Genomic DNA, 12,946 nt, shown 5'->3' on the forward strand with positions numbered 1-12,946 from the left:
ATTTAATGAATACTACAGTCAAATATTAATATGAGTAATAAAATGGACAAAATATTGGCAGAAATCTCAGCTGGTGAATTAATAGATAAGATAACGATTTTAGAGATAAAAAAAGAAAAAATAAAAGAAAAAGTGAAATTAATTGAAGTTGAAAAAGAATTAAAATCTCTTAATCTTACAAAAGAAAAATTCATAACTAATAATAATTTAATTTCAGATTATAAAAATAAACTTAAAGATATAAATATCAAACTTTGGGACGTAGAAAATGGTAAAAGAGCTGCAGAAAAAAAACAAAACTTTGGACAAGAATTTATATCTCTAGCTAGAAATGTTTATAAATTAAATGATGAGAGAGCAAAAATTAAATTAGCAATTAACAATAAGTTGGGATCAAATATTAAAGAGGTAAAATCTCACGAGTAAATTAGTCACCTTTCAAACTTGGAATCTTTAATCTTAATACTTTAGGTAATTTAGCGTCAATTACCGCTGTAATAACCCCTTCATTTTTTTTTAATTCTTTTAATATTTTTCCATCAGGCGAAACAATCATAGAGTGTCCAAAAGTTTTTCGTCCATTATAATGTATCCCCCCTTGAGCAGGTGCGAAAATATAACAAAAATTTTCTATTGCTCTAGCTTTTAATAATGTATGCCAATGTTTTTTTCCTGTGGTCTCAGTAAATGCTGAGGGTACTGTTAAAAAAATAGAACCTGCTTTAGATAATTTTCTATAAAGATTAGGAAACCTTAGATCATAACAAATACTAAAGCCAAGTTTGCCCCATGGCAAATTAAATGTCTTTTGGTTTTTCCCTGCTGAAAATATTTTAGACTCAAAATACTTTTCTTTTTTACTTAACACTACATCGTACATATGAATTTTATCGTAAAAAGATCTGATTTTTCCATTTTTATCAATTAATACAGATCTATTAACTAATTTATTTTTTGAAACTTTAATTATTACAGAACCAACTAAAATCCATTTTTTGTATTTTTTTGCAAGTTTTTTTACTCCATTCAAATAAATATCCTTATTCATAAATGTACATGTTTTTAATAATTCCTTTTTTTTCAAAGAAAATTGAGATGATACTTCAGGGGTTAATATAAAATCAGTTTTTTGTAGAACTGCTTTTTTGATTAAAATTGAAGTTCGCTTAAGATTATGATGAATATTATTATTTGATCTTAATTGAATACATGAAACACGAAACATTACTTCATTATAGATGAAGCAAAATTCCATTTACAGTCAAAACTGGGAATATAAGCGCCAGATAATTTAACATTTCCAAAGCTTTTTTCTAAAACTTTACACCAATTATCTACTTGTTTTGGTTTTTTATCTTGGCTTCCGACTTGAGCAGTTATCACACCACCTCTTTTTAAAATTCGTTTTAAACCTTTCATATTTTTCTTAGCTAAATCTATGCAGTATTGGTCATCATTTAAATCAACAAAAATTTTGTCATATTTAGAATCTTCTATTTCTTTAATACTTTTAAAGGCATCTCCCCAAAAAGTTTTTATTTTGTTACTTTTTTTAACTTTAGAACAAACTTTTGGTAGATGACGGTAACAAACATCAACTATCTCTGGGTCTAACTCAAACCAATCGATATAATTTGAATTATTTTCTAAACAAGCTCTGGCTACTCCCCCGTCTCCTCCACCAATTATCGCTACATTATTATTTTTTTTACTCAAATCATAACTGGATTTAAAAAAGTTTGAGCTATAAATTTTTTCATCTTTTTCAGCTACTTGAATTTCATGATCTATAAATAAAGCGTGACCAAACTCCTCTAGATCCATTATTTCAACAAATTGACCAACTTTAGAGGTGAATTTTTCTAAAACATCCTTGACCACATAGAATTTCTTTTGACCGGGAGTGCTATAAATATCATCATATAGACCTACACTACTTCGATCAAAAGCATTGGTCACAACTCTTTGATGATCAATCTCTTTTCTTAAAATTTTAAGAGCAACTTTAGGGTTTACTTTTCCACATGTAAAAAAATCAAAGCTTATAACACCTCTTTCAGGAAAGGTATGAAAACTAAAATGGCTTTCTGACAATAAAGCGACTAAAGTAAAACCCTGTGGTTCAAATTTATGGGAGGCAACGTTTAATATTTCTACCTTTGCAGCTTTTGCTATTTTATAAATTACTTTTTCATAAAACTCAGGCGAATAGTCTTTTATAACACCAAGAAAATCAATGGTAATGTGCTCACCAACTTTAATCATAAAAACTACCCTTTTTTATAATTTTTAAATTTTCCCAAGACAATTTTAATTTCTTTTTTTGAAAGAATCTTAGGTATTCCAATTCTTAGGGCATTTATATATTGATGGCAAATATTTTCGATCTCTTGAGCAAGTTCAAAGGTCTTCTCTAAATTTTCTCCAAAAGCAACCTGGCCGTGATTAGCAATCAAACATGCTGTTCTATTTTTCAACGCTTTAATAATATTTCTTGAAAGATTTTTTGTTCCAAAAGTTGCGTATTTACTACACTTAATATCTTCCCCACCTGCTACTGCAACCATGTAGTGAAAGGCTGGAATGCTTTTTTGATGAGTTGAGACAGCCGAAGCACAAGTAGAGTGAGCATGAACTATAGCTTTAGCCTCTTTTTTATTCACATAAATATCTTGATGAAATCTCCACTCTGATGATGGTTTTCCCTTTTTTTTATCATAAACACCTTTAAGGGTTACAAAGACAATATCTTTTGTTTTTAATGACGAATACTTTCTTCCTGATGGAGTAATATAAAAACCATCCACTCCTTTCTCTCTTGCTCTTGCAGATATATTTCCTGATCTTAAAGCTGATAAATTCGTTATATTTAATTTTTTTGAATATTTAATTACTTCAGCTTTTAATTTACTCACTTAAATAAACCTCTCAAACCTTTTTCTGAAGCTTCACAAACACCTTTTTCAGTGATTAAACCTGTAATTAGTTTAGCAGGCGTAACATCAAAAGCTAGATTTAAAGACTTACTTTTTTGTGGGTAAATTCTTACTTTTTTTATTTCTTTATTTTCATCTACCCCTTCAACATGTGATAGCTCTTCTGAATTTCTTTCCTCGATAGGAATTTTTTTATGATCTTTGATATCCCAGTCTATAGTTGAACTTGGTAAGGCTACGTAAAAAGGAACATTATTGTCTTTTGCGGATAAAGCTTTTAAATAAGTTCCAATTTTATTACATACATCACCGTTAGATAGAGTTCTGTCAGTTCCAACGATACACATATCTACCTCTCCTCTTTGCATTAATATTCCGCCAGCATTATCTGTTATTATGGTGTTTGATATTCCTTCTTCATTTAATTCATAGGATGTTAAGTTGGCTCCTTGGTTTCGTGGCCTTGTCTCATCAACCCAAACATGTAATTTAATGCCTTTTTGATGAGCATGATAAATTGGTGAAGTAGCTGTCCCCCAATCTATAGTTGCTAACCATCCTGCATTACAATGAGTTAAAATATTGACTGTATCTTTTTTTTTGTTAGCAACATCTTCAATAATTTTAAGACCATTCAAACCGATATTTTTACAAAATTTTTCATCCTCTTCTGTAATCGCCTTTGCCTCACCAAGAGCTATTTTTAAGATATCTTTATTATTTACTCCAGATAGCTTCTTCATCATTCTGTCCACTGCCCACTTAAGATTAATCGCAGTGGGCCTTGATGCAATTAATTCTTCGCTAGACTTCTTTAGAAAAGATAAATCATTTTTTTCGATAATAGATAAAACTAAACCATATGCAGCAGTTGCGCCAATTAATGGAGCGCCTCTCACCTCCATTGTTTTAATAGCATTAATTGCATCTTTAACGATTTTTAAATCTTTAATTATAAACTGATGAGGAAGTTTTGTTTGATCAATGATTTTCACTAAATTGTTCTCAAACCAAATTGTTTTGTATGATTTGCCATCAATTTTCATTTACTTTTTTCCATTTTTTTTAACCTTTTTTTTAAGCTTGGTGACAACGAATTAAACCATTTTTTTTCTTGTCCTGATTTGGGCAAAATTTCTCCGTACTCGATCATTTGATCTGGCAATAAATCTTCTAAGTAAACCCAAACAAAATCGCTCTGCAACTTTGTATTCTTAACTAAAATTTTTCTTAGACCTATAATTAATTTTTTTTTAACTTTTGATGTTCGTCCAGCTCTTATCTGTCCGTTTAAAAAAATTTCTTTAGTTTTTACTAATTTGCCACCCATGAAATGAGCATTTTTTTGATTTTTTTGAAATATAACTTGAGCAAAAAAGGTATTTGCGCCAGTAAATTTATTATGAGCATTTGTTATATCATTCGCAATAGAATTTTTTTGTTTTTGAGAAAGATTAATGTTTGAATATTTGACTGTATAAGTTGGCATTAAGATTATTTTTTATTTAAAACTCTTCCAGCAATATTTTGTAATTTTTTTATTGTTTTTTTTGTTCTCAATTTTGGATCAGTAATTATAGCTACATCTAAACAGTTGTTTGCAGGATCTTTCTCTACTGGATAGTTTTTAAAAGTTTTTATGATTTCTTTGATCATATTTTGTGCATTAGCTGCATTTTTCATTAGAGTTTGAATTACCATACTGACATCAACTTCATCATGATCAGGGTGCCAACAATCGTAGTCTGTCACCATAGCAACTGTGCTATATCTAATTTCTGCTTCTCTTGCTAATTTAGCCTCAGGCATATTTGTCATACCAATTACATCGGCGCCCCAAGACCTATATAAGCGAGACTCAGCTAGAGTAGAAAATTGAGGACCTTCCATAACTACATAGGTGCCTCCAACTTGATGTTTAATATTTAGTTTTTTTAAGGCAGTCTCACAACATTTCGATAGGCCTTCGCTTATCGGCTTTGCCATTGACACATGAGCAACAATCTCATCATTAAAAAAAGTTTTGATTCTAGAAAATGTTCTATCAATAAATTGATCAACTATTACAAACTTTCCAGGTTCTAAATTTTCTTTTAAAGAACCTACTGCAGATACAGATATAATATCCGTTACTCCAAATTGCTTCATTGCGTCTATGTTGGCTCTAAAATTTATATTCGAAGGACTGATTTTATGACCTCTTGAATGTCTAGGAATAAAACATATTTCTTCTTTTTCAAAACTAGCTATTAAAACTTCATCTGATGGTCTTCCCCAAGGTGTATTGATTTTTTTCCATTTGGGTTTTTCAAACCCCTCCATTTTATATAATCCGCTGCCACCAATTATCCCGAGCTTTCTTTTTTTCATCATTTAATTATTAATACTTTTTTGCTAGAACTTGAAGCATAATATGGATTTAAAAAAATATATAAGATCAATTCAAGATTATCCAAAAAAAGGAATTTTATTTAGAGATATTACTACCTTAATAAAAAATGCTGAGGCATTTAAATATACAAATGATAAGATAATCGAAATTTCTAAAAAAATTGACTTTGATAAAGTTGCGGCAATAGAGTCCAGGGGTTTCGTTTTTGCCTCGACAGTCTCTTATTTAATGAGAAAGCCTTTTATTTTACTTAGAAAAAAAGATAAACTTCCAGCAGAAACTCACTCGATAGATTTTGAACTTGAATACGGCAAAGCAACTATAGAAGTCCACAAAGATTCGATTAATAAGGATGAAAAAATTCTTATAATTGATGATTTAATTGCCACAGGTGGGACTGCAGAGGCTGCTGCAAAACTTGTAGAGCTCTCTGATGGAAAAGTAGCTGGATTTATTTTTGTAATTAATCTATTTGATTTGCCAGGGGAAAAACTTCTTAAAAAGAAAGGCTATCTTACTAAAAGTCTAATTGAATTCCCTGGTCATTAAATTTCTTTGTTTTTCCAAGTTGATGGTGTTAATTCATTTTCAATTTCAATATTAATATTGTAATCAAATGGCTTCACACCTCTTTTTTTAATATATTCAAATGTTTTTCTTATTCCGTCATTTAAAGAAACTTTTGTTTTATAGTTTAATAAAGACCTAGCTTTCTCAGCAGAGCAAGTTGCATGTTTCACCTCTTTTGGTCTATCTTTTTTATAGATGGGGTTCAGGTTAACTCCTGTAATATTCGAGCAAATCTCAGCAATTTTATTTATTGATACAAATTCTTCATCTGGTCCAATATTTATTGTTTCTTTATTAACATTTTTTTGATCAAGCATAGGTATTAAACAACTTAAACAGTCATCAATGTATGAAAAGCATCTGGTTTGTTCACCGTCTCCGTAGATTATTGGTGCTTTGCCTTGTAACATACGATTGATCATTATTGAAACGACGTTTCTAAATGGATCATCATATTTTTGCCTTGGGCCAATAATGTTATGTGGTATTGCAATTACCCATTCAATTTTATTAAGATCACAAAGATTTTTTAAAACGTCCTCAGCTGCGACTTTTGAAATTGCGTAGGGATCAACAGGTTTTGGTTTCATGGACTCGGTAAATGGAGTTATTTGATCACCATATCTTGCCATGGAAGAACAAAAAATAATTCGTTTAACCTTTTCGTTCACTGCTGCTGAAAAAATTGAAACTGAAGCCAAATAATTATTTTTCGTAATCTCGAATGGTGAAAAAACAGATAGACCTTCATGAGCAGTGGCTGCACAGTGATAGACAACTTCTACACCTTTCATTATGGATTTTATTTTTTCAAAATCACAACAATCTAATTTATGAAATTCTATATTTTTAGGAATATTGTCATCGTATCCGCCTAACATATTATCTATACCGATTACTTTATGACCAAGCTCAGCCAATTTTTCACTAAGATGAGAGCCCAAAAAACCTGCTACGCCTGTTACTAAAATTTTTTTGTTTTTCAATGACATAAAAGTTTTATATATAAAATAAAAATTTAAGCAATTGATTATAATTTTGGTCTATACCAAGAACTTTTTCCTCTCATAGAATTTAATAATCCTGAAAATCTATGATAGTAAATTTCTTTTTTTTGTTCATTAAATGTCAAAATATAAAAAACATATTTAAACGCTGATTTTATTAACTTTCCACTGACTTTAAACATTGAAGAAAAATATCCATAATGTTTTTTATTAAAATAAAAGGTAGACCACATCCAATGCCAATTTCTTGATAGTTCCATTTCAAATTCTACTGATTTATTGTGAGATTTACCTCCTAAATGATGAATTATGATATTTTTATCTAAATAAATTTTTTTACCGTTTTTTTTAAGTCTTTTACAAAGATCAATTTCCTCTAAATAAATAAAAAAGTTCTTATCAAAAAATCCTACCTCTTCGAATTGTTTAATATTAAAAAACATTGCAAATCCTTTTAATTGATTGACCTGAAAAATTTGATCTTTATTTTCATTTAAATCTTTTTTACTATACTCCTCTTGTTGAGCTGGACCGATAATAGCGAAATCTTTAATTTTTTCAGAGCTTTTAAGAAAATTATTTATCGTATCTTTCTCTAGATGTGTATCTGGATTAAGGATTAAAGCGAATTGACTTTTTACTTTTGACAAACCATAATTATTTCCTTTAGCATATCCAAGATTCTCGCCTGTCAAATAACATTGCACATTTGAATATTTTTCTTCGATATTTTTTTTGAAATCATGATTGTTTGAGTTTTCAATTATTATCACTTTGTAATTGGAGCTTATAGAGTTTAAGCACTGATAAATCTTATCTTCACTTTTAAATGTATTGATTACTACTGTTAATTTAGTGTTAGTCATGTTATTTTTAATCTATTGATTTAAATAACTATTTTATTACATTATATATTAAAAAATGTCTCTCAAATCTAAATTTTAATGAAAAAAATTGTTGTTACTGGAGGAAATGGTTTTATAGGAAGCAACCTCGTCAATTTCCTTAATAAAAAAAAATATTTTGTCATTAATATTGACAAAAACATATATTCAAAAGGCTCTTATTTACTCAAAAACTTAAGTAAAAAATATTACAAGTTTTATGAGCTTGATATTAACAGTAAAAAAATTTTTAATATTTTAAAAAAATACGAGCCGATAGCTATTTTTAATCTTGCGGCAGAAACTCATGTTGATAGATCAATAGATGCTCCTGAAAATTTTATTTATTCAAATATTTTAGGAACATTTAATATTTTAGAACAGTTGAGGAAGTATAAAAAAGCAGTAAATAAAAAAATTAAACTCATTCATGTTTCTACAGATGAAGTGTATGGGGACATAAAAAATGGAACAAGATCTTCAGAAAAAAGTCCGTATTTGCCTAGCTCGCCATATTCAGCAAGTAAAGCTAGCTCTGATCATTTAATTAAATCATATGTTCGTACTTATAGTATTGATGCTATGATTTCTAATTGCTGTAATAATTTTGGACCGGGCCAATTCCCAGAAAAATTGATACCTACTTTAATATTTAATATTTTAAACAATAAACCCTTATCAATTTATGGGAAAGGTTTTAATTCGAGAGAGTGGATTTACGTTGAAGATCATTGTAGAGGACTGTTTGATATCTTTAGAAAAGGTAAAAGTGGCCAAAGCTATAATATAGGTACAGGATTTAATATAACGAATCTTAATTTAACCAAACTTTTATTAAAAATTGTAAGAAATAAAAAAATGGAAATAGGTAAACGAGTCAAAATAAAATTTGTAAAAGATAGACCAGGGCACGATTTTAGATATGCTTTGAATAGTAGAAAGATTTTAAAAGAATTGAAATGGAAGCCCAAAATAAACTTTGACTCTGGTCTTAATAAAACTCTAAGTTGGTATATCGAAAATTATAGTTTTTTTAATTATTTTTCTAAAAAATTTTTTTTCAAGAGGCTAGGTCTTAAATTATGATTAAAAAAGGTATCATACTAGCTGGTGGTCATGGAACAAGAATGAGTCCTTTAACAAAAGCTGTCAATAAACAATTATTACCGATATACGATAAGCCTTTAATTTATTACCCGCTTTCAGTATTAATGTTAGCAGGGATTAAAAATATTTTAATTATTGTAAATAAAGGTCAATTACCTCAGTTTAAAAAAATTCTTCAAGATGGAAAAAGATTTGGTATTAAGATTAGTTACGTTGAACAAACAAAACCAAAAGGTTTACCAGATGCTTTTATACTTGGGGAAAAATTTATAAAAAATGATAAAGTGGCTCTAATTTTAGGAGATAATTTCTTTTACGGCCAGAGTTTAACTAATAACTTAAAAAAATGTGTAAAATTAAATTCAGGATGTAAAATTTTAGTTCATCCAGTAAGCAAACCAGAGCTATTTGGAATTGCTAGTTTAAATGTTAATAATAAGATAACTTCAATCAAAGAAAAACCTAAGAATTCCAAATCAAATTTAGCAATAACAGGGTTATACTTTTTCGATAACAATGTAATACGAATGAGTAAATCACTAAGACCCTCGAAAAGAAAAGAATTAGAGATAGTTGATTTATTAAATAAATATAGAAGAAAAAATAGATTAAAGGCTGAATTTTTAGGTAGAGGTGGTGCATGGTTAGATACAGGCTCAATTGAAGATTTCTACAATACATCATCTTTTGTTTCAGCTTTGGAAAATAGGCAGGGTTTTAAGATTGCTTGCTTAGAGGAAATAGCTCTTAGATATAGCTGGATAAACAAAAATGGTATTAAAAAAGCGATTAACTTTTACGGAAATTGTATTTATTCAAATTACCTAAAAAAGCTAATTAAATAATCTATATAAAATATGCTTAAAAATATAGTTGTTACAGGTGGAAATGGAAGATTTGCTCAAGAACTAAAGAAAATAAAATGTAAGTATAATTTTATTTTTAGAAGTAAAAAACAATTAAATGTTTTATCAATGAGTTCTATTACAAAAAATATTAAAAATTTTAAGCCTGATTGTATTCTTCATTTAGCAGGTTTATCAAGACCAATGTCTATACATAACAAAAATATTCAAAGGAGTATTGACCTTAATATTATTGGAACAGCGAACTTAGTCAAAGCATGTAGTGAAAGGAATATAAAAATAATTTTTTTTTCAACAAATTACGTTTATCCAGGAAAGAAGGGAAATTACAAAGAACATGATGCATTGCTTCCATGGAATAATTATGGATGGTCAAAACTTGGTGCTGAATCTGCTGTTCAAATGTATAAAAATTCTTTGATTATAAGAGCTTGTATGACTGAAAGACCATTCACACATAAATCAGCATTTCAAGATGTAATGTCTAACTTTATTTTCCATGACGAATTTGCAAAAATTTTCATTAAAATTATACCTGAGAAAGGTATAATTAATATGGGTGGAAAAATACAAACAATATATGATTTTGCAAAAAAAAATAATAAAAATATTAAAAAAGCTTACTCAAAAGGATTATTACCAGAAAAAATTTACATGAATTTAAATAAATTAAATAAACTAATAAAGCGATGAAAATTATAAAAACTAAGTTTAAAAACCTATTAATTATCAAACAAAAAAATAACATAGATAGAAGAGGAAATTTAAGAGAAATTTTTAATCAGAAAATCTTAAAGAAGAAAAATTTTGTTTTTGAGTATTGTACATCCTCAAAAGCAAAAGCATTAAGAGGATTTCATTTTCAATATAACTTTCAACAAGCTAAATATGTAAATGTTCTAAAAGGTAAAATACTTGACTGCGTAATTGATCTAAGGAAAAATTCTAGAACTTTTGGAAAAACTTTTAAAATAATATTATCCGATAAAAATTGTTTAAGCTTATATATACCAGAGGGGTTTGCACATGCATTTTATAGCTATGAAAAAATAAACATTATTTATTATAAATTGACCAACTACTATAAGCCTAAATATGAGCAAGGAATAAATCTTTTGGATAGATCTTTAAATATTAATTGGCCAGGGAAAAAATTTAAAATATCTAAAAAAGATAAAAATTTAGGTTCATTTAAAGATTTTTTATCAAATTTTAATTATTTGTAGTCAGATAAATCTTTAACTAAAATAGGATACTCCTTTATCTTGAAATTCCTATTAAACCAATAAGATAAAAATCTTTCGGCTAAAAAACCGTAAATTCTTTGTAAACCATAACCTTTTAATTCATTTATTCCAAAAACTTCTTCGCATCTGTTAAGCCATGGAAAAATAACATCATAATAGTTTTTTAAAATTTCAGTTTTGCATATAAACATATTATGAGGGTTAAAAGATGTCTCCTTGTTCATAAATTCTCTGAATGCATTTTTATCTTTTTCATTTAAAAGATCGATTGCTATATCCAAATTACCCTTCCCATGAAATAAATCAAAATGAAACTTAAGATTTCTTTTTTTTTTATTAAAAATTAACGATGGTTTTTTAAGAAAGCTTCTTAAATGATTTTTAATTATTTTTGAAAATTTATAATTTTCTACAGAAAATTTTTCTCCAAGGATACAATCAAAATTATTATTATCTATTTCATTAATTGATAAACTCTGTAAATTTTCGAATGAAATGTCTTCTCTTGTAATAGTTTTTTTTAAAAAAAACTTCCTATACTGGCAAAAACCAATCCATTCGCTTTCAATTTTATTCAAGTAATTTTTCCATAACCAATAGTGAAACGTATACTCACCATAATTTGAGTTTTTCTCAGAAATACTCAATCCATTTTTATCAGTGAAAAAATCTTTTGAAAATTTTTTCTCTCCTAATCCTACAGGAATATACGATAATTTTTTGATTAATTGTTCATGACTAGGTTCAAGAGTTAAACAGAAAATTGAAACTTTATTCATAAAATTTGGTAGCGAGGGGCGGATTCGAACCGCCGACCCCAGGCTTATGAGTCCTGTGCTCTAACCAACTGAGCTACCTCGCCAAAAAATTAACTTATAATGGATATTATAATTTATTTAAACTTTTTTCTTATCTTATAATTTAAAGGCTTTTCATATTTTAAAAAGCAAAGGTATGAAATTATCATAAGCAAAACCATGAAAAATATGAAAAAAGTTTTAGTAGCATAAAGAGTTTCGCTTAAATTAAAAATATCAAAATTTATTATAATAAAAATTTGTAAAGGTACATGGATAAGGTAAATTGAATAAGTTAAGTCACCTAGAGAAGAAAATAAATTCTGTATTGATTTCTTCTTAATTAAATAATCAATTTGAGAAAATAATAGAACAGCAAACGGGCAAAATAAATAAGTTTTATAATTTCCAACAAATGATACTGTGATCATCATTATAGATATTAATATTAATATTTTTGGTTTATTAAAATAAGTTGTAATTAAATAAACAATTACACCTGAAAAAAAAAGTCTGGCACATTCTAAAAATAAACTTTCAATTTTAAAAATTTTAGCAAGTAATATTAAAAAAATACTTAAAATGATTACAAAGATAAATTTATACCTTCTTAATAAAGAAAGCGTTAAAAAAAAAATTATATAAATTGCTATTTCGATAGAGACGCTCCATATGGGTGCATTAAACGAGTGACCTTGTTCAAAACCCCATGAGGAGATGAAAAACAAATGTAAGAAAAAATGATATAAATCGTTAAACTCAACTATCTGAAAACTTTTAAAATGAAACAAACTAATATATTGCAGAATAGTAATTATAATTAATGTAGCAAAATGAAGTGGGTAAAGTCTTGCAAATCTGTTAAGAAAAAACTCTCGGCTTGTAACTAATTTTTCTTTACTTAAATAAACATGGGCAAAAACAAACCCAGATATTGCATAAAAAACGTGCACACCGTAAATTCCATATTGGTAAAAAACATTTAAGAAATCAGAAAAAGGTAAATAAACAAATGTTTCTTTATAATTTATAGATGAAGTTGAATTAAATGGACTAAAGAAATGTCTGTAATGGTAAAATAAAACTGATAGTGATGTAAAAAATCTTAAAATTTCAATCCCAAAATATTTTTTCATAATA

General features: G+C 27.8%; 16 protein-coding genes and 1 tRNA gene. 6 read left to right on the forward strand and 11 right to left on the reverse strand.

What is annotated here, in order from left to right:
* Positions 1-30: 30 nt before the first annotated feature.
* The gene (locus AMN78_RS00150) at positions 31-426 is read left to right on the forward strand and encodes a DUF6165 family protein (protein WP_256997674.1); all 396 of its coding nucleotides are present in this window, start codon (positions 31-33) and stop codon (positions 424-426) included.
* 1 nt (position 427) lies between these two features.
* On the opposite strand, the gene AMN78_RS00155 is transcribed toward AMN78_RS00150, so the two are convergent.
* The 6 genes from AMN78_RS00155 to AMN78_RS00180 are packed head-to-tail and all read right to left on the reverse strand — an operon-like array spanning position 428 to position 5,309.
* Positions 428-1,225, reverse strand: coding sequence for a nitrilase-related carbon-nitrogen hydrolase (locus AMN78_RS00155; RefSeq protein ID WP_075533617.1), 798 nt, complete (start codon positions 1,223-1,225; stop codon positions 428-430).
* A complete protein-coding gene (speD, locus tag AMN78_RS00160) occupies positions 1,225-2,265 on the reverse strand; it encodes an adenosylmethionine decarboxylase (RefSeq protein WP_075533618.1) in 1,041 nt (346 codons plus the stop codon). The genes AMN78_RS00155 and speD overlap by 1 nt, the downstream gene beginning before the upstream one ends.
* Before the next feature lie 5 nt (positions 2,266-2,270).
* Complete coding sequence (locus tag AMN78_RS00165; RefSeq protein WP_075533619.1) at positions 2,271-2,915, reverse strand: class II aldolase/adducin family protein; 645 nt, start codon at positions 2,913-2,915, stop codon at positions 2,271-2,273.
* Positions 2,912-3,982: an S-methyl-5-thioribose-1-phosphate isomerase gene (gene mtnA / locus AMN78_RS00170; protein WP_075533620.1), complete on the reverse strand. Its 1,071-nt coding sequence runs from the start codon at positions 3,980-3,982 to the stop codon at positions 2,912-2,914. Before mtnA ends, AMN78_RS00165 begins: the two co-directional genes overlap by 4 nt.
* On the reverse strand, positions 3,979-4,425 hold the full coding sequence (locus tag AMN78_RS00175; protein WP_075533621.1) for a tautomerase family protein: 447 nt from the start codon (positions 4,423-4,425) through the stop codon (positions 3,979-3,981). Before AMN78_RS00175 ends, mtnA begins: the two co-directional genes overlap by 4 nt.
* A 5-nt stretch (positions 4,426-4,430) precedes the next feature.
* Positions 4,431-5,309 (reverse strand): S-methyl-5'-thioadenosine phosphorylase, encoded by an 879-nt coding sequence (locus tag AMN78_RS00180; protein ID WP_256997675.1) that lies wholly within the window; start codon positions 5,307-5,309, stop codon positions 4,431-4,433.
* 40 nt (positions 5,310-5,349) lie between these two features.
* Here AMN78_RS00180 and AMN78_RS00185 point away from each other — a divergent pair, with 40 nt between their 5' ends.
* On the forward strand, positions 5,350-5,877 hold the full coding sequence (locus AMN78_RS00185) for an adenine phosphoribosyltransferase (protein WP_075533623.1): 528 nt from the start codon (positions 5,350-5,352) through the stop codon (positions 5,875-5,877).
* On the opposite strand, the gene AMN78_RS00190 is transcribed toward AMN78_RS00185, so the two are convergent.
* Together AMN78_RS00190 and AMN78_RS00195 are read right to left on the reverse strand one after the other, a co-directional pair.
* Entirely contained in the window at positions 5,874-6,890 is a 1,017-nt protein-coding gene (locus tag AMN78_RS00190) for an NAD-dependent epimerase/dehydratase family protein (protein WP_075533624.1), read from the reverse strand. The two genes, AMN78_RS00185 and AMN78_RS00190, sit on opposite strands and share 4 nt — an antisense overlap.
* A gap of 38 nt (positions 6,891-6,928) precedes the next feature.
* Positions 6,929-7,771: a glycosyltransferase family 2 protein gene (locus tag AMN78_RS00195; RefSeq protein WP_075533625.1), complete on the reverse strand. Its 843-nt coding sequence runs from the start codon at positions 7,769-7,771 to the stop codon at positions 6,929-6,931.
* A 78-nt stretch (positions 7,772-7,849) separates the two neighbouring features.
* On the opposite strand from AMN78_RS00195, the gene rfbB reads away from it, so the two are divergent.
* The 4 genes from rfbB to AMN78_RS00215 are packed head-to-tail and all read left to right on the forward strand — an operon-like array spanning position 7,850 to position 10,988.
* Entirely contained in the window at positions 7,850-8,875 is a 1,026-nt protein-coding gene (rfbB, locus tag AMN78_RS00200; RefSeq protein WP_075533626.1) for a dTDP-glucose 4,6-dehydratase, read from the forward strand.
* A complete protein-coding gene (locus tag AMN78_RS00205) occupies positions 8,872-9,741 on the forward strand; it encodes a sugar nucleotidyltransferase (protein WP_075533627.1) in 870 nt (289 codons plus the stop codon). Before rfbB ends, AMN78_RS00205 begins: the two co-directional genes overlap by 4 nt.
* A 12-nt stretch (positions 9,742-9,753) precedes the next feature.
* The gene (locus tag AMN78_RS00210; RefSeq protein WP_075533628.1) at positions 9,754-10,455 is read left to right on the forward strand and encodes a sugar nucleotide-binding protein; all 702 of its coding nucleotides are present in this window, start codon (positions 9,754-9,756) and stop codon (positions 10,453-10,455) included.
* Positions 10,452-10,988 (forward strand): dTDP-4-dehydrorhamnose 3,5-epimerase family protein, encoded by a 537-nt coding sequence (locus tag AMN78_RS00215; RefSeq protein ID WP_075533629.1) that lies wholly within the window; start codon positions 10,452-10,454, stop codon positions 10,986-10,988. Before AMN78_RS00210 ends, AMN78_RS00215 begins: the two co-directional genes overlap by 4 nt.
* On the opposite strand, the gene AMN78_RS00220 is transcribed toward AMN78_RS00215, so the two are convergent.
* From AMN78_RS00220 to AMN78_RS00230, 3 genes are all read right to left on the reverse strand, one after another.
* Complete coding sequence (locus AMN78_RS00220; RefSeq protein WP_075533630.1) at positions 10,979-11,788, reverse strand: DUF4422 domain-containing protein; 810 nt, start codon at positions 11,786-11,788, stop codon at positions 10,979-10,981. The genes AMN78_RS00215 and AMN78_RS00220 overlap by 10 nt on opposite strands.
* A gap of 6 nt (positions 11,789-11,794) precedes the next feature.
* Positions 11,795-11,871: transfer RNA gene (locus tag AMN78_RS00225), tRNA-Met, on the reverse strand.
* A gap of 30 nt (positions 11,872-11,901) precedes the next feature.
* Entirely contained in the window at positions 11,902-12,942 is a 1,041-nt protein-coding gene (locus tag AMN78_RS00230; RefSeq protein WP_075533631.1) for an acyltransferase family protein, read from the reverse strand.
* Positions 12,943-12,946: the final 4 nt, after the last annotated feature.

This window comes from Candidatus Pelagibacter communis (assembly GCF_001179945.1).
GTDB lineage: Bacteria > Pseudomonadota > Alphaproteobacteria > Pelagibacterales > Pelagibacteraceae > Pelagilacustribacter > Pelagilacustribacter ubique_A.